A 15,329-nucleotide genomic window follows, 5' to 3' on the forward strand; every position below is an offset into this window, starting at 1 on the left:
AAAAGGCGACGTGTTACGCAAGTACCCCCGAACCCATCACCTGGAATCGTCCCGGCTGCAACCAGGCGACGAAGACATGAACTCGGTCGCCTTCACCCAGATCCGGAACCGATACCTGGTCGTTGAGGAAAAACTCGACGGGGCGAACGCGGCCATCAGCTTCACCCTGGACGGCGAACTGCGGCTGCAAAGCCGCGGCCACTACCTCACCGGCGGGCCGCGAGAACGCCAATTCGGCCCCTTCAAAGCATGGGCATCAACAATCCAAAACGCTTTGTACAACCGAATAGGCGCCCGCTATATCGTGTATGGCGAATGGATGTACGCGAAACACACGGTATTCTACGCCGCATTGCCGCACTATTTCTGCGAATTCGACATCCTGGACACCGTGGAATCGGTGTTCCTGTCCACCGCGCGCCGCGCCGAACTGCTTGCCGGTCTGCCGATCAGCTCGGTCCCGGTCCTGCACACCGGCCCTGTCGCGTCGCTGCCCGCGTTGCTGTCGTTCGTCGGGCCGTCGCAGTGCCGTACTACCTCCTGGCGCGCCGTGTTGGCAGCGCAGGGGAGTGCGGTCCGCGCGGAGACTGACATGAGCGAGGACATGGAAGGCCTGTATGTGAAGGTCGAGGAGAACGGCGTGGTGGCCGAGCGCTACAAGTGGGTGCGGCCCACGTTTCTGACCGCGGTGCTGGATTCCGGCTCGCATTGGATGGACCGGCCGATCGTACCGAACCAGTTGGCGGACCCGGCGGTGATGTATGGAGGTGTTTGAGCAACTCTGCCCGACCGGTTCCTCGGTCGACTGGCCATCGATCCGTGACGCGTTCTGGTGGATCCGCCGCATGACCGGCGTCCCGCAGGACGCGGTGCATCACGCCGAGGGCGACGTCGAAACCCACACCCGCATGGCATGCGAGGCTCTTGTGTCCTTGCCGGAGTGGCAGGCTTTGCCGCGTCCGTCACAGGTTCGAATGTTCGCCACCGTGTTGCTGCACGACGTCGCCAAACCCGACTGCACGCAGCATGTCGAGGGCCGCATCACCGCACACGGCCACTCCCGTCGCGGCGACTTGCTTGTGCGCCGCATCCTGTGGGAACTCGGAGCTTCTGCTTCGTGGCGCGAACATGTCGCTGCTTTGGTCCGACACCACCAAGTTCCGTTCTGGGCATTGGAACGACCCGACATCGAACAGATCGCGTTCCGTGTCAGCCTGCTCGCGTCCAATGCGGACCTCGCGATGCTCGCGACCGCCGACATCCTCGGCCGCATCTGCACGGACGTGGACCAGGTTGTGGAGAACATCGCGCTATATCGGGAATACTGCGCAGAGTTGTCCTGTTTGGACGGTCCACGCGTGTTCCCGTCAGACCACGCCCGGTTCATGTACTTCCGCACGCCCGGCCGTGACCCGAACTACGCGGCCTACGACGACACCCGCATGACCGTGACGGTCATGTCGGGCCTGCCCGGGGTCGGCAAAGACACGTGGATCAGTTCGCATCGCCCGGATCTGCCGGTGATCAGCCTGGACACGTTGCGCGCCGAACTGCGCGTCAAACCCACCGACAATCAGCGGCCGGTGATCAGCGCAGCACAAGAACAGGCACGCAGGTATCTACGCGCCGGAGAATCCTTTGTGTGGAACGGAACGAACGTGTCCAGGCAGATCAGGCAACAGTCCATCGGACTGGCCGCGGCCTACAAAGCACGGGTGGAAGTGGTCGCACTAGAGGCACCACTGGCGGTGATCACATCACGCAACGCCGCGCGCCCAGAACCCGTACCCGCCGCAGTCATCGACCGCTTGGCGAACAAATGGGAAGCCCCCGACCCAACCGAAGGGCACAGTGTGCAGTGGCTGAGCACGGAGTAGGGGAGAGAGTCAGTCGGATTTCGCGGTCAGGAGAGCCAAAACCTGGTCCATCTTGGTGTTGAGCCCGACCACCTCGGAGTTCAGCCCCTCGAACTTCGCCTCGAACTTGGCATCCATCCCTTCGACCTTGCCGTCAAGGCCATCGAACTTGGTGTTGAGCATGTCGAGCTTGACCGAATGATCACGCTGAACGCCCTCCACCCCAGTCAACCGGCTGTCCATGCCATCGAGTCTGGTCTCGACTCGGCCGAACCGATCGTCAAGCCCGCCAAGTCGGACATCCACGTCCACGAGCCGCGCATCGACATTGTCCAACCGGCTTTCGACACCGCCGATCCGGCTGATAGCCATGTTCAGAGTGCGTTGCATGCCCTCCATGCGATGGCCGTGCTGCCGCTGTGTCTCACGGATGTCGGCCACCATCTTTCTGGTGCCGTTCGCTACTTCATAGAGACCCTCCACATCTTCCTTGAGTTGGCTTATTCGGATCTTGTTGGCGGGAACCGTCATGGCGCCACCCTACCGCCTCCGCTGACCCTGAAAACGTTTTAGCCGCAAGCCGATTTGAGGATCACTCGACCGGGTTGACCTGCGGAAATCCCGATTTCGGCACTCCCGCGGGAGTACTCGTAACTGCATCCCTCAGCCGGACGGAATCAGCGCCCCACGACGGCAGAGTGGACGCCATGAAAGACCGTTGGGCAACCGTGCTCCTAGCCATCGCCACCGCACTCACCGCCGCCAACGTCGGCCAGATCCTCATGACCCACGCGCACTACCAATCCTGGCAACACATGTCCCCGCAAGACATGACCGCCGTGCACGACAGCTGGGCATCCACCGTCGACACCGTCATCATGCCGCTCGCCATCGCCTCCGCCGCCTGCACACTCGCCACGCCCTTCCTACGCCACTCACGACTGCCGTGGTGAACCGTCACCACCGCAGCCACCATCCACGCCGCCGTGTTCATCACCTCGTTCACCATGTGGGCGAAATGGCAGCACCAGATCGGCAACGGCGGCTATGTTCGCGATGCCAACAACACCTTCAGCGTCCCCTCCGAGCGGATCATGGACACCCACTGGCTACGCATCACCCTCATGACCACCCTCGCCATGCTGATCCGCGCCACGCGCAAAACCCATGCGTAACAAAGACATCCTGCTCGGCCTCGTGCTCACCGTGCTCGTGCTCGCCTGGGGCTACCTCGCACCCGAAACCCGGACCCTCGACCTACAGGGCGCCGCTCTCGCCACCGCAGCAACACTCCCGCTCATCGCACGCCGACGCTGGCCCATACCCGTCCTCGCCGTCCACGTCGCACTGTCCACGGCCTACAACACCCTCGACTACCCACACGACGCCCTCATGCCACCCGCGCTCGTCGCGCTCTACACCGTCATCTCAACCGGCAACCGGATCTGGGGGACCACCGCAGCCGCCGTCACCTGCGTCATCGTCCTCGCCGTACGCGCCATCGACGACCAGGCACTCGGCATCGACGCCCTCAGCACACTCGGCTGGCTCGTCGCAGCCATCGTCCTCGGCAAACACGCGCGGCAACGCAACGCCAACCACGCCAAGCAAACCCGTCAGCAAGTCACCGAAGAACGCCTACGCATCGCACGCGACCTCCACGACCTCCTCGCACACACCATCACCACCATCCGCGTACAAGCCAGCGTCGCCGCACACCTGACCACCGACACCACCCAGCCACTCGACCGCGACACCGTCGCACGCACCCTCAACACCATCACCGACGCCTGCGACCAAGCACGCACCGAACTACGCTCCACCGTCGAAGTCCTCCGCGACCCCATGCCCGTCCTGCCCAACATCACCGACCTCGGCAGTCTCGTACGCGCCGTCGGTATCGACATCACGTTCGACAACTCCGGAACCCGACGCCCACTACCACCACACGTCGAAATCGCCGCGTACCGCATCGTCCAGGAAAGCCTCACCAACATCGTGAAGCACTCCAACGCCACCACAGCCACCGTCCACCTCGACTACGGTGCCGACATGCTCACCGTCACCGTCTCAGACAACGGCACCAACCCTGGCGACAGCGACGGCCACGGCATCATCGGCATGACCGAACGCGCGCGCACCATCGACGGCACCCTCACCATCCACACCGACAACGGCTTCACCATCACCGCGCACCTGCCGACAGGACAGTCATGACCATCCGCGTCCTGCTCGCCGACGACCAAGCACTCGTACGCGGCGCGTTCGCCATGCTCATCGACTCCGCGCCCGACATCGAATGCGTCGGCGAAGCCTCCACCGGACGCCACGCCATCACCGCGGCCGCCGAGCTCACCCCGGACGTCGTACTCATGGACATCCGCATGCCCGACCTCGACGGCATCGACGCCACACGCCACATCGTCGACAAGCACCCCGACACCCGCGTGCTCGTGCTCACCACCTACGACACCGACGACAACGTCGCCGCCGCCCTGCGGGCCGGCGCGAGTGGATTCGTCGTCAAAGACATCCGCCCCGCCGACCTGCTCGACGCCATCCGCACCATCGCCGCAGGGGAGCAGCTGCTCTCACCCGGACCCACCGCCACACTGATCGCCCGATTCCTGCGCGCCCCCGACCACGCACCCGTGACGAAACGAATGGACCGACTCACCGAACGGGAACGCGAAGTCCTCACCCTCGTCGCCACCGGACTCACCAACCACGAGATCGCGGACACCCTGGTGCTCAGCCCGCTCACGGTCAAGACACACGTCAGCCGCATCCTGACGAAACTCCACGCCCGCGACCGCGTGCACCTGGTCATCGCAGGCTACGAATCCGGACTCGTCACCCCCGGCTCCAACCCGGACAACGCCCGATAGGTCCGGTTGCCCGCAGCCGCCGCACGACGCTCTTTCCCCGTCGCCTCAATGTAGTTCTGGCTCGTGTTCAGATTCGCGTGCCCCAGCAACGCCATGATCTCCGCCGCGTTCGCGCCATCCTCAGCCAGACGCGTCGCGAACGTGTGCCGCAGTGCGTGCAGATTCGCACCAGTCGGAACCTGATCCCGGATCCCCGCCCAGCGATAACTCGTCTTCACCAGGTAATCCAGCGCGCCACGACCGATCGGCTTCCCCTGATAATCCAGCAACAGCGCCGAACTCGCCCCGAACCGCTGATGCGGGAACCTCGCCGCACACGACGCCAGATACGCGTCGATCACACGCTCCAACGGCGGCTCGATCGGGATCGACCGCTCCCGGCTTCCCTTACCCTGCACGTGAAGCCGCTGTTCACCAGGCCGCCCGACCACCGAAGACCGTTGCAGCGCACGAACTTCCGCCGACCTCAACCCCGCAACCAGCCCAAGCGCGATCACCAGGACGTCACGTTCCGGCCAGGGATCACGAGCCTTACGAGCACCCGACGCCGCAGCGGCCAGCAGCTTTTCCGGGGTGTCCTCGCCACGCAGAGGTTTGGGGGAGGACTGCGGCGCCTTCGGCCGACTCACCGCGCCCATCGGATTGCCATCCAGCAGCCCATCGGCCACACAGAAGTTCAGGAACTGGTTCCACGTCGACCATGCGCGCGCGACCGAGGTTTTCGCGTGCCCGTCGGCGAACTCACCGAACGCTGCCCGCAGCGCCTTCGCTGTCAGGTCGTGAATGGTCAGCTCCGTGATGGATTTGCGTGCAGTGTCGGCGAGGAGAGAGGTGACGCCGTGCAGATCGCGGCGGTAGGCGGCTGTGGTGTGCGGTGAGTCCTTACGAGGTTTGCGGGCGAGGAAGAACGCGTCCTGGGCGTCGAGCAGCTGCACATGATCTTGATACCGGTAACCACCGACAATTCGCGATTCAGCACCGGGTGAATTCATCCGGACGTACGAATGGCCTGGTCAGGCGAAAGGGTTAGAGCTGGTGGAGTTGCGGGGTGGGCTAGGGGAGAGAACCGCCCAGGAAGCCGGGGAGATCAGTGCACACGGGCCTGAGCGGCTGGGGGATTCTGGGCGGTTGTCGCGAGAGGGAACTGGCGTCGGATGGCCGTCGGGCGTGACGAGTCGTCCTGGCGGAGTTTCGAGTCCGCGAGCCATATTTCATGCCCTGTTGAATTGATGCATAACGGTCATTATGCATCAATTAGGACAGAACCCCGCTTGACGAGGTCCGGAGACCCGGGCGCCTTACGTCACGGTGACGATTAAGCGGATGGCTTGGACACCTGCAGCCTGGGGGCCAGGGCGTGGACTGCGCGCCTCGGCGCGGAGGTTCCTTGCGACCAAGGTTGCCGGACATCACCAAGTTCGCCAGGAGTTACCTTGCGGTCAACCTCGGGTCTTGGTCAGTCGCCGCGGCGGCCTGGTTCATCTGTCGTTGCCCGAACCGTCGACTCGACGTGCCTCGCGGCGTTCGGCTCGAGCTTGATCCCGTGCCGCGTTCGCCAGGAGCCAACGACAGAGCGTTTGAGTCTTCGCGGACCGTCGCAACTGCCCAAATGTCGCCGGACGAGCCTCTCTCGGCGGTCTGATATTCGATCTTCGCTAAGTTCGATAATCTACATTATGTCAAGTAATGGGTGCCGGGCTTGGACGATGGTCACGATGTGGATGACGGGTCTTCCCCGGCGTCTGAACCGGAACTTCCGGAACCGGACTGGTCCGCGGCCAGATCGAGGGACGCCTTCTGCAGAATCGCTGGGATGTCCGCGTCTGGGCAGTCCCGTTCGTAGGCCATCGCGACGTCCACGAACGCCTTCACACAGCCGTTGACCATCAACTGCGCTCGGCGGCTCAATTCCTCGGCTACTTGGTGCGCTACTTGCCTTACCGCTTCGTTCTGCTCCGGCGGGATCGCGCTGATGTCGATCTCCAGATCCAGTACGCCGTGCCGGAGAAGCGACAGCGCCGCTTTGACGTCCGTCATGTCCGGACTGCGGATGGCGCCGTGGGCGACGGTCAGGATGCCGACTCCGGCCTGCATAGCTTCGACCCTGTTGATCACGGGCTCAGCATGGCACGCGATCGGCCCTGCTTCAGTCGCCCGTCTGGGCGGTGTCTGCTCCCCTGGCGTCCCGGCTGCCGTGTCAGAAGCCTCGGAAGATTCCGTCGTCGTCAACGGCTGTGGCGAAATCGGCCCAGTCCATGTTTGCCCACGTGATGTTGTTTTCGATCGACCACAGCTCGTGGGCGATAACTCGCAGCTGCTCGGTTCCGCTGTCACGCCCGTAGATTGCCAGTAATGGCTGTTCGGGCGACGTGATGGCTTGTTTGTCGCGAGCTGCTCAGGAGTGACGTCACGGTAGGCGGAATCGTCCACGAAGTGCACGTTCGCCAGGAAATCGTCTTCGTTAGGTGTTGTGACGGCCGTTCGCAGGGCTTCCCAGCCTTCTTGGTCGGAGAAGTCGGTGCGAATCAATAGTGTTTCTTCGGACTGTGGCAAGTTCTTCATGCGCGACATCGTTACACGCTTGTCGTGTCTGGCTTGACGGTCCGAGTAAATGGTGCAGGTTTTTCGGCCGAGTTGTACTCATTCTTGGAAGTGCTCCCGGTGAACCGCGGTCGGTGGGGTTGTTTCGGTGAAGCTGGGTCGTGCGTGCAAAGTTCTCATCGGTTGAGCACTTTGTTTGCGAGACTCTCCCCTATGCGTGCTGATCGGCTTGTGGCGACGTTGCTGTTGATGCAGGCGCGTGGGCGGGTGACCGCGGCGGAGTTGGCTGAGGAGTTGGAGATCTCGGTGGCGACCGCGCGGCGGGATCTTGAGGCGTTGTCGACGGCGGGGATTCCGGTGTATCCGCAGCCGGGGCGTGGTGGTGGGTGGCAGCTGGTTGGCGGGGCGCGAACGGATTTGAGTGGGTTGAGCGCGGTGGAGGCGCAGGCGTTGTTTCTTCTGGTGGGGCCTGCTGCGGCGATCGCGCCGGAGGCGAAGGCGGCGTTGCGGAAGTTGGTGAGGGCGTTGCCGGATACGTTCCGGGCTGACGCGGAGGCGGCGGCGAGCGCGGTGGTGATTGATTCGAGCCGGTGGGGTGAGCGGCAGAAGGTGCGTCAGGGACCGGTTGAGGTGTTGCAGTCGGCGGTGGTGCGGCGGGTTCGTGTGCGGTTTGTCTACAAGCAGGTGGTGCGGGTGGTGGATCCGCTTGGTTTGGTGGACAAGGACGAGGTTTGGTATTTGATCGCGGGGACGGACAAGGGTCGGCGGACGTTTCGACTGGATCGGATGTCCGATGTGGAGGTGACGGACTCCCCTGCTGATCGTCCGGATGATTTCGATTTGTCCGTGGCGTGGGATGAGGTGGTTGAGCGGGTTGAGCGGCGGCGTGGGATGGTTTTCGCCGTTGTTGTGGCGCAGGCGCGGCATGTGTTTGTGTTGCGGGATCAGTTCGGGCGGCATTGTGAGGTTGTGGGTGAATTGCCCGATGGGCGGGTGCGGCTTCGGTTGGCCGCTTCGGCGCCGATCATGATCGCGCAGGTGTTGGCGGGGTGGGGTGCGTTGGTGGAGGTTGAGGAGTCGGACGCGGTGAAGGCTGAGTTGGCCCGGCTTGGTTCTGAACTGGTGGCGCTGTACCGATAATCGGTGCCGTGATGGTGTCGGCTCAGGTTGCGGTGCCAGTACCTAGACGCGGTTTCGTTGAGGTGAGCGCTGCGACGGTGGCGATTCACTTGCGGGCCGGTGCACTGTGGGTTGCGCTGCGTTCGGCATTCTGCACGGTGGCGATCCGCGTAGTTCCGGTCGTGCCTTGCTGGCCTGGTTTTGTTCGTCAGTTGTTGTGACCGCGTTTCTCCGCGAGAACCGACCGCACCGTGTTCGGTGGGGAGGTTTGTGTTCGTGAGAACTGACCGCGCCCGCCCCCAGCGTATGAGGCGGGCACACTCCGCCTTTCCTTGACCCGCGCAGCCCTTTGACTGTTGCGGGATCACCTGTTCCAGATCTCCCGTGAGATCATGGTCCGTTTCCTGCGCGACAAGCTCGTCTAGGTGATTCCGTCCAGCATGAGGCGGACGGCGGCGTCGAGGGTGCGGGTGCGCTGCGCGGGTTCGAGGTTTGGGTTGATGAGCAGGGTTTCGGTGCCGATGATCAGGCCGACAACGGCTCGTGCCGTCGCCGTGCTGTCCAGGTCGGCCCGGAGGTAGCCGCGGTCGCGGCCGTTGTCGAAGTACCCGGTGGTGAGCCTGACAGCGAGTTCGTAGACGCCGAAGATCCGCTGTTCGAGTTCGGTGTCGACGGCGCCGGCCTGGATGAGCATCAGGCGCGCCACGCGGGGGTCGCGGAAGATGTCGTCGAGGGCGATGGCGATCCGCCGTGCCTGCTTGCGGTATTCCTCGGTGCTGGTGGCGGCCTCTGGCGCGTTCTCGGCGGCGAGGGCGGCTTTGATCCGCTCGATCACGTTGGTGACGACCTGGTCGAGGATCGCCCGCTTGGACTCGAAGTGCCGGTAGAAGGTCGAGTGGCCCATCCCCACGCGCGCGGCGATGTCGGCCACCCCTGCCTCGTGGTAGCCCTGCTCGGCGAAGACGTCGAATGCGGTGTTCACGATCTCTTCGCGGAGTTCCCGTTTCTTGCGTTCGGCGTAGGTCAGAGGTTTGCTCACGCCCTCAGGATACTTGATTCCGGAACGGAATGATGGTTCCGTCAATACACACGATGTCTCGTTTCGTCGACCGGAGGGGGCCACATGACCACCGAGTCGTGCGTCACCGTGACCGTGGCGAGCCAGATCGCCGAGCGGCTCACCGCCGCAGAGGCCGCTTGGGCGGCTGTCTCACGCTGTACGCGACCTGGGGCGCCTACACCGGTCATCGGCTCGACGACATCCAGAGCGGGCAGCGCCACCACCGGCCGGCGGCTGAGCTCGTTCGCCGCGCGCCTCCGCTGGCGAGCCCTGCCCGGCATCTTCGCCTCGGCGCTGCGCGGCTGAACACCACCGCCCCGCACGCCGGGGCATCGCACCAGTGCGACCCACCAACCGCAGAGTCAGAGAGGACACGCAGATGGTTCAGGTAGATGTGATCTGGGGATACGGCTTCGGCTCCGGCCTCGCGACCGCGGCCACGTACCAACTGACCAAACGGCGTGACGGCGGCCAGGACACCATGTGGGCGAGCAAGTACACGACGGCCATGTTGCTGTTCATCGCGGTGGCCTTCGCGCCCAGCGGCTTGTGGTTGCTGTTCTCCTTCCCCGACTGGGAGACCATGCAAGTGGCCCACGTGCTCAGCGATATGCCGGTATGGCTGCTGGTCGCGTTCGGCGTCACCAGCATCACGCAGGGCATCCTCGGCTTCGCGGTCACCCGGTGGCTGGTCCAGCGGGGCAAGCCCTACCTGGGCTATCTGCAGTCGGTCTTCGCCTACGCTGGCTTCTTCTTTGTGCTGGTGCACGGCTGGGATGGCCGCGGCTACCAGCGGTTCTTCTCCGAGGGCTACGAGGTGTTCGCCACCTGGCCGGCCAGCCCGACCTTCTCCGACGCGCTGTCCCGCATCGGTGACTGGTTCTCTTCCCCGGTGGCGCTGACCCTCGCGGTAATGACCGTCATCCTGCTCCCGCTGGTGCTGTGGATGACCGTGTCGTGGCTGCGGGATGGACAGCGCACGGCCGTCGCGGCCGGCCAGCTCGACCGCGAGCGCAGCGTCGGCGCCCTGATCGGCTGGTACTTCGTCGGGACCTGGGTGGTTGGTCTGATCACCGCGATCACCGCGAGCGTGATCATCCACTTCGTCGGCTGGTGGATCGGCGTGCCGATCACCTTGGCGCTGGCCTACTTCGGCGTCTTCCGCACCGGGACCGGTGTGGCCTGGCACGTCTACCGCCAGTGGGGCCTTCCCCCGCAGCAGGCCGGCCAGCCCGCTGCCAACGCCGCCCGGCATCCCGCCTCGGTCTGACCACTCGCTCGAAAAGAGACAGCGTCATGAAGCGCAGAAACAAGCCGATCGACCTCGACGGCGCCGTCGTCGCCATCACCGGTGGCGCCCGCGGGATCGGGCTGGAGACCGCCAAAGCATTCACCGTCGAGGGCGCCGTGGTGTTCATCGGCGACCTCGACGGCGAAGCCGCCGCCAAAGCCGCCACCGAGTTCGGCGGCGAGGGCTTCGCGCTGGACGTGCGGTCCAAGAAGTCCTTCGCGGACTTCTTGAGCGGCATCGAACGGGCCGCCGGACCGATCGACGTGCTGGTCAACAACGCCGGCATCATGCCCCTCGGGCCACTGGTCGACGAGACCGACGCCACCACCGAGGCCATCCTCGACATCAACGTGCTCGGCCTGCTGTGGGGCCTGAAGCTGGTGCTGCCCGACATGATCGAGCGCGGCGAGGGCCACGTCGTCAACATCGCCTCGTACTTCGGCCGACTCCCCGGCGCCGGCGCCGTCACCTACTGCGCGAGCAAGTTCGCCGCCGTCGGACTGTCCGAGTCGATCCGCGACGAACTCAACGGCACCGGCGTCACCGTCTCCGCCATCCTGCCCTCGGCCGTGCGCACCGACTTAACCTCTGGCGTCAACCTCGACGGCATCGTGCCCACCGTTGACCCGGACCGCATCGCCAACGCCGTGGTGCACTCCTGCAAACGCCGTCGCGCGATCATCCCCGTACCCGGCTGGATGAAAGCCTACGAACCCATCGCCGCTCTCACCCCACAACCCCTACTAGCCATGCTCCGCGGCAAACTCACCCGAAAACGCACCATCGAAACGATCGACAAGACGGCCCGCGCCTCCTACGACGCCCGCATGCGCGACCTCGAACGCACGCCACAACAGGCATGACCGAAACACTTCCAGCTTCACCCAGCTGCTCCAAGATGAAGGCCGTTTACAGCTGGTCGGGATGTTGACTCTCGGGTCGGGCGAGACGGCACAGTGGCCACGTGGGTGATGCGGAGTTGCTGACGATCGGGCGGTTCGAGCCCGGCCAGGCGGACTCGGGTGCTGGCCGGCCACCGCCAGCGGCTGCTGCGCCGACGCGGTCTGCTCACCGCCCAGATCGACACCGTCGATCGTCTTCTGGAGAAAGGGTCGACCATGTCCGCTCCGCTGTCGGGATGCCGACCGGTCCAGATCAAGATCGCCGTGGATGACCTGGCTTCTCGGCACTTGTGGGCTCTGGCCGCTCCCCTGTCCCCTGTCAGTTCATTGGGTCAGTTTTGTCCATGCACTGAGGCCTAGTTTGGTGGTGTTGCCGAGGTCGATGCCGCCGTCGGGTTCGATTCTTTGGTAGGTGGCGCCGAGTGTTGGTGCGATGTCGAGGTAGACGCCGTGGGTTGCGGTGCGGTCGGGTTCCGTGACCAGGTTGCGCCACAGCAGTCCGACGCGGGCGGATTGGCCGGGTTCGAGGGTGAGGGGTTGGGGTGGGGCGTTGAAGGCGGCGTCCATGGTGGAGATGTCGCTTGAGCCGTGGCCGATGGTGGCGGTGATGGGTTGGCGGTCTTTGTCGAGGATGCGGATGTCTGGGTAGCCGTTGATCTGGGTGGTGTCGGGGCCGTAGTTGGTCAGGTGGATGTCCAGTACGCGGATGCCCATGGCGGCGTCGGTGTAGGCGGGTCTGATCACCAGGCCGGTGGGTGGTGGCTGTGATGTGGTTGTGGGTTGTGGTGGTGTTGGGGTGGGTTCGGGTGCGGTGCAGGCGGTGAGCAGTAGCAGGGTCAGGATGATCGCGGTACGCACATGATCATCCTTTCAGGCGATACTTTCCGTTTACATGTGACCACCGTTCGTAGGTTCTAATCACATGCATGTCACCTCATACTCGCGTTCGGCGCGGCGGTCCTGTTCGTCCCTGCACTGACCGTCGGCCCCATGTGGAGGTGTGTCGATGAAGTTCCGGGTCGGATTGCTGGCTGCGGCGTTGGCGGTGCCGTTGGTGCTGGTCAATACGCCGTCGAATGCTCCGTTGGCGGCTCAGCCGGATGCGACGCCGTATTACTGGCAGGTGCCGGATGCGAGCGAGCGGGTGCTGAAGGCCGCCGGGTTTGATGTGGAGCACGGTGAGGGTGGCGCGTTGCAGGTCGTTGGTGATCAGCGGGTCGCCGATCGGTTGACTGGTATGGGTTTGCGGCCGGTGAAGCAAGACACCGTGTACAAGCCGGTGCTCCCCCGTGTGATGGATGTGGGGGTTCAGTCGTTTTACGGCGGCTATCGCACGCCCGCGGAGAACTCGACGCGGTTGTCGGCGGTGGCGTCGGCGTTTCCGGCGTTGACGCAGCTCTATGACATCGGTGATTCGTGGTTGAAGACCCAGGGTCGTGGTGGGCATGACATCCGAGCGATCTGTATCACCAAGAAGCAGGCTGGGGATTGTGCGCTGAACCCGAATTCGGCGAAGCCGCGGTTCGCGATGATCGCGCAGATCCATGCGCGGGAGTTGGCGACGAGTGAGTTGGCGTTCCGGTGGATCGATCATCTGACCAAGGGGTATGGGTCGGATGCCGAGGTGACGTCCATTATGGACACGACGGAGTTGTGGGTTGTGCCGGTGGCCAACCCTGATGGTGTGGACATTGTGGCTTCGGGTGGGAATTCGCCGCGGATGCAGCGCAAGAACGCCAACAACCCGACGGGGTGTGCGTCGCCGACCGGTGGGGTGGATTTGAACCGGAATTCGACGTTCAAGTGGGGCGGTGCGGGGACGAGCCGGTGTGATGAGACGTATCAGGGCACGTCGGCTGGTTCCGAGCCGGAGACGAAGGCGCTTGAGGCGTGGTTCCGGCAGTTGTTCCCCGACCAGCGTGGTCCTGGTGACACGGATCCGGCGCCAGTGACGACCAAGGGTGTGATGATCACGGTGCACAGCTACGGCAACTTGATCATGCCGCCGTGGGGGTGGACGTGGAACGCGAACCCGAACAAGGCTGGGTTGGACCGGTTGGGTGCCAAGATGGCCGCGTTCAACGGCTATCGGGTGGTGGCCGAGGGTGACACGACCGGGACGACGGACGATTTCACCTACGGCAACTTGGGGATCGCGAGTTTCACGTTCGAGCTTGGTTCCGGTAGCGGCAACTGTGGCGGGTTCTTCCCGCAGTTCTCGTGTATCGACAGTTTGTTCTGGCCGCGTAACAAGGGTGCGTTCGTGGAGGCGGCGAAGGCCGCGAAGGCGCCGTACGCCAGTTGACCTCGACTTCGGTTGAGGTTGCAGGCTGGGTCGTATGACTTCACGTGCGATTCGGCAGTACGAGTTCGGCCCGGCTGAGGTGTTGCGGTTTGAGGAGGTGCCTGCCCCGGTCCCTGACCGGGGTCAGGTGCGTGTTCGGGTTGCGGTGTCGGGTGTGCATCTGGTGGACACGTCGATTCGCAGTGGTGAGGGTGGTGGGCCGTTCGGGTTGCCGCAGTTGCCGATGACGCCGGGCCGTGAGGTGGCGGGTGTGGTGGACGCGGTGGGTGCGCAGGTGGATCAGGCGTGGCTGGGTAAGCGTGTGGTGGCGCATCTGGGGCAGGCCAGTGGTGGGTATGCGGAGTTGGCGGTGGCGCGGGTGGAGTCGTTGCACGAGTTGCCGGTGGGTGTGGATTTCGCTGAGGCGGTGGCGATGATCGGCACGGGGCGTACGACGTTGGCGGTGTTGGAGTCGGCGGGTGTGACGGCCGATGATGTGGTGTTGGTGCCCGCGGCCGCGGGTGGGATGGGTGCGTTGTTGGTGCAGGCGGCCAAGAATGTGGGCGCGTTCGTGGTGGCGTTGGCTGGTGGGTCGCGCAAGGTTGAGTTGGTGCGGGGTTTGGGCGCGGATGTGGTGCTGGATTATCGGGTGGCGGATTGGCCGTCGCGGGTTCGTGCGGCGTTGGGTGGTCGTGAGGTGTCGGTGTACTTCGATGGTGTGGGTGGTGCGCCGGGGCGCGCGGCGTTCGAGTTGCTGGGGGTGGGTGGGCGTGTGGTGATGTACGGGTATTCCTCGGGTGAGCCGTTGGAGTTGTCGGCTGGGGATTTGTGGGCGCGGAGTTTGTCCGCGACTGCGGCGATCGGTCCGCGGATGTTGCGGCGGCCGGGTGGGTTGCGTGATTTGGAGTCTGCGGCGCTTGCGGCGTTGGCTGCGAAGGAGTTGGTGCCGTTGACGCAGAGTTTCCCGTTGGCGGACGCGGCGGCGGCGCATCGGGCGTTGGAGACACGCGGCACGGTGGGCAAGGTGGTTTTGGTGGCGTGATGCGATGATGGCCGGCATGTCTTCGGCCGAGTTCCAGTCGTTGTCGATCGGTGTGGATGAGGGCCCGTCGGGTCCGGTGTTGTCGGTGCGAGGTGAGATCGACACGGTGACGGCGCCGCAGTTGCAGGTGAGTGTGGAGCAGGCGTTGCCGTCGGATGGTGTGTTGGTGGTGGATTTGTCTGGGGTGACGTTTTTGAGCTCGGCGGGGTTGTCGGTGTTGGTGCGGGCGCATCAGCGGGGTGATGTGCGGATCGTGACCAACCCGACGATCCTGCGGGTGTTTACGTTGACGGGGTTGGCGCAGACGTTGCGGTTGTTCGCCTCGCTCGATGAGGCTCGGGTCTGA

18 protein-coding genes and 1 pseudogene are annotated in these 15,329 nt (G+C 64.3%); 13 read left to right on the forward strand and 6 right to left on the reverse strand.

The genetic code is table 11. The annotated features are described in order from the left end of the window. Nucleotides 1–10 precede the first annotated feature (10 nt). Nucleotides 11–775: an RNA ligase family protein gene (locus tag LWC34_RS14745; RefSeq protein ID WP_233725623.1), complete on the forward strand. Its 765-nt coding sequence runs from the start codon at nt 11–13 to the stop codon at nt 773–775. Further along, the gene (locus LWC34_RS58040) at nt 768–1,877 is read left to right on the forward strand and encodes an AAA family ATPase (protein ID WP_233725624.1); all 1,110 of its coding nucleotides are present in this window, start codon (nt 768–770) and stop codon (nt 1,875–1,877) included. The genes LWC34_RS14745 and LWC34_RS58040 overlap by 8 nt, the downstream gene beginning before the upstream one ends. Before the next feature lie 9 nt (nt 1,878–1,886). On the opposite strand, the gene LWC34_RS14755 is transcribed toward LWC34_RS58040, so the two are convergent. Further along, nucleotides 1,887–2,387, reverse strand: coding sequence for a hypothetical protein (locus tag LWC34_RS14755; protein ID WP_233725625.1), 501 nt, complete (start codon nt 2,385–2,387; stop codon nt 1,887–1,889). 176 nt (nt 2,388–2,563) lie between these two features. Here LWC34_RS14755 and LWC34_RS14760 point away from each other — a divergent pair, with 176 nt between their 5' ends. From LWC34_RS14760 to LWC34_RS14775, 4 genes are read left to right on the forward strand one after another with little or no spacing between them, the layout of a single operon-like run. Next, entirely contained in the window at nt 2,564–2,809 is a 246-nt protein-coding gene (locus tag LWC34_RS14760) for a hypothetical protein (RefSeq protein ID WP_233725626.1), read from the forward strand. A 33-nt stretch (nt 2,810–2,842) separates the two neighbouring features. Beyond that, the gene (locus LWC34_RS14765) at nt 2,843–3,031 is read left to right on the forward strand and encodes a hypothetical protein (protein WP_233725627.1); all 189 of its coding nucleotides are present in this window, start codon (nt 2,843–2,845) and stop codon (nt 3,029–3,031) included. Further along, nucleotides 3,024–4,073 carry a sensor histidine kinase gene (locus tag LWC34_RS14770; RefSeq protein WP_233725628.1) on the forward strand — a complete coding sequence of 350 codons (1,050 nt, stop codon included), beginning with the start codon at nt 3,024–3,026 and terminating at the stop codon, nt 4,071–4,073. Before LWC34_RS14765 ends, LWC34_RS14770 begins: the two co-directional genes overlap by 8 nt. Further along, complete coding sequence (locus tag LWC34_RS14775) at nt 4,070–4,744, forward strand: response regulator (protein ID WP_233725629.1); 675 nt, start codon at nt 4,070–4,072, stop codon at nt 4,742–4,744. The genes LWC34_RS14770 and LWC34_RS14775 overlap by 4 nt, the downstream gene beginning before the upstream one ends. Here the strand turns inward: LWC34_RS14775 and LWC34_RS14780 are convergent. From LWC34_RS14780 to LWC34_RS58810, 3 genes and pseudogenes are all read right to left on the reverse strand, one after another. After that, nucleotides 4,693–5,679 (reverse strand): tyrosine-type recombinase/integrase, encoded by a 987-nt coding sequence (locus LWC34_RS14780; protein ID WP_372496495.1) that lies wholly within the window; start codon nt 5,677–5,679, stop codon nt 4,693–4,695. The genes LWC34_RS14775 and LWC34_RS14780 overlap by 52 nt on opposite strands. Before the next feature lie 775 nt (nt 5,680–6,454). Further along, nucleotides 6,455–6,859, reverse strand: coding sequence for a hypothetical protein (locus LWC34_RS14785; RefSeq protein ID WP_233725631.1), 405 nt, complete (start codon nt 6,857–6,859; stop codon nt 6,455–6,457). Nucleotides 6,860–6,941: 82 nt separating this feature from the next. Further along, nucleotides 6,942–7,315, reverse strand: a pseudogene (locus LWC34_RS58810) (DUF6924 domain-containing protein). A gap of 183 nt (nt 7,316–7,498) precedes the next feature. On the opposite strand from LWC34_RS58810, the gene LWC34_RS14790 reads away from it, so the two are divergent. Further along, the gene (locus LWC34_RS14790) at nt 7,499–8,425 is read left to right on the forward strand and encodes a helix-turn-helix transcriptional regulator (RefSeq protein ID WP_233725632.1); all 927 of its coding nucleotides are present in this window, start codon (nt 7,499–7,501) and stop codon (nt 8,423–8,425) included. Between the two features lie 400 nt (nt 8,426–8,825). On the opposite strand, the gene LWC34_RS14795 is transcribed toward LWC34_RS14790, so the two are convergent. Then, a complete protein-coding gene (locus LWC34_RS14795; protein ID WP_233725633.1) occupies nt 8,826–9,443 on the reverse strand; it encodes a TetR/AcrR family transcriptional regulator in 618 nt (205 codons plus the stop codon). Between the two features lie 84 nt (nt 9,444–9,527). On the opposite strand from LWC34_RS14795, the gene LWC34_RS14800 reads away from it, so the two are divergent. From LWC34_RS14800 to LWC34_RS14810, 3 genes are all read left to right on the forward strand, one after another. Continuing rightward, on the forward strand, nt 9,528–9,770 hold the full coding sequence (locus LWC34_RS14800) for a hypothetical protein (RefSeq protein ID WP_233725634.1): 243 nt from the start codon (nt 9,528–9,530) through the stop codon (nt 9,768–9,770). A gap of 73 nt (nt 9,771–9,843) precedes the next feature. Further along, nucleotides 9,844–10,734 (forward strand): hypothetical protein, encoded by an 891-nt coding sequence (locus tag LWC34_RS14805; protein ID WP_233725635.1) that lies wholly within the window; start codon nt 9,844–9,846, stop codon nt 10,732–10,734. Nucleotides 10,735–10,760: 26 nt separating this feature from the next. Beyond that, the gene (locus LWC34_RS14810) at nt 10,761–11,618 is read left to right on the forward strand and encodes an SDR family oxidoreductase (protein ID WP_233725636.1); all 858 of its coding nucleotides are present in this window, start codon (nt 10,761–10,763) and stop codon (nt 11,616–11,618) included. Between the two features lie 363 nt (nt 11,619–11,981). On the opposite strand, the gene LWC34_RS14815 is transcribed toward LWC34_RS14810, so the two are convergent. Further along, a complete protein-coding gene (locus tag LWC34_RS14815; protein ID WP_233725637.1) occupies nt 11,982–12,515 on the reverse strand; it encodes a DUF4232 domain-containing protein in 534 nt (177 codons plus the stop codon). 148 nt (nt 12,516–12,663) lie between these two features. On the opposite strand from LWC34_RS14815, the gene LWC34_RS14820 reads away from it, so the two are divergent. Genes LWC34_RS14820 through LWC34_RS14830 form a run of 3 tightly spaced genes read left to right on the forward strand, consistent with a single transcriptional unit; the run spans nt 12,664 to nt 15,329 of the window. Continuing rightward, nucleotides 12,664–13,962: a M14 family zinc carboxypeptidase gene (locus LWC34_RS14820; protein WP_233725638.1), complete on the forward strand. Its 1,299-nt coding sequence runs from the start codon at nt 12,664–12,666 to the stop codon at nt 13,960–13,962. Between the two features lie 34 nt (nt 13,963–13,996). Further along, nucleotides 13,997–14,983 (forward strand): zinc-binding dehydrogenase, encoded by a 987-nt coding sequence (locus LWC34_RS14825; protein WP_233725639.1) that lies wholly within the window; start codon nt 13,997–13,999, stop codon nt 14,981–14,983. A gap of 16 nt (nt 14,984–14,999) precedes the next feature. Beyond that, nucleotides 15,000–15,329 carry an STAS domain-containing protein gene (locus LWC34_RS14830; protein WP_233725640.1) on the forward strand — a complete coding sequence of 110 codons (330 nt, stop codon included), beginning with the start codon at nt 15,000–15,002 and terminating at the stop codon, nt 15,327–15,329.

This window comes from Kibdelosporangium philippinense, assembly GCF_021390435.2.
GTDB classification, from domain to species: domain Bacteria; phylum Actinomycetota; class Actinomycetes; order Mycobacteriales; family Pseudonocardiaceae; genus Kibdelosporangium; species Kibdelosporangium philippinense.

Excerpts from the sequence above, each read along its gene's own strand:
- LWC34_RS14760 (WP_233725626.1), top strand. The coding sequence starts at position 2,564 with ATGAAAGACCGTTGGGCAACCGTGCTCCTAGCCATCGCCACCGCACTC.
- LWC34_RS14825 (WP_233725639.1), top strand. The coding sequence starts at position 13,997 with ATGACTTCACGTGCGATTCGGCAGTACGAGTTCGGCCCGGCTGAGGTG.
- LWC34_RS14755 (WP_233725625.1), bottom strand. The coding sequence starts at position 2,387 with ATGACGGTTCCCGCCAACAAGATCCGAATAAGCCAACTCAAGGAAGAT.
- LWC34_RS14800 (WP_233725634.1), top strand. The coding sequence starts at position 9,528 with ATGACCACCGAGTCGTGCGTCACCGTGACCGTGGCGAGCCAGATCGCC.
- LWC34_RS14805 (WP_233725635.1), top strand. The coding sequence starts at position 9,844 with ATGGTTCAGGTAGATGTGATCTGGGGATACGGCTTCGGCTCCGGCCTC.
- LWC34_RS14810 (WP_233725636.1), top strand. The coding sequence starts at position 10,761 with ATGAAGCGCAGAAACAAGCCGATCGACCTCGACGGCGCCGTCGTCGCC.
- LWC34_RS14775 (WP_233725629.1), top strand. The coding sequence starts at position 4,070 with ATGACCATCCGCGTCCTGCTCGCCGACGACCAAGCACTCGTACGCGGC.
- LWC34_RS14830 (WP_233725640.1), top strand. The coding sequence starts at position 15,000 with ATGTCTTCGGCCGAGTTCCAGTCGTTGTCGATCGGTGTGGATGAGGGC.
- LWC34_RS14820 (WP_233725638.1), top strand. The coding sequence starts at position 12,664 with ATGAAGTTCCGGGTCGGATTGCTGGCTGCGGCGTTGGCGGTGCCGTTG.
- LWC34_RS14790 (WP_233725632.1), top strand. The coding sequence starts at position 7,499 with ATGCGTGCTGATCGGCTTGTGGCGACGTTGCTGTTGATGCAGGCGCGT.
- LWC34_RS14770 (WP_233725628.1), top strand. The coding sequence starts at position 3,024 with ATGCGTAACAAAGACATCCTGCTCGGCCTCGTGCTCACCGTGCTCGTG.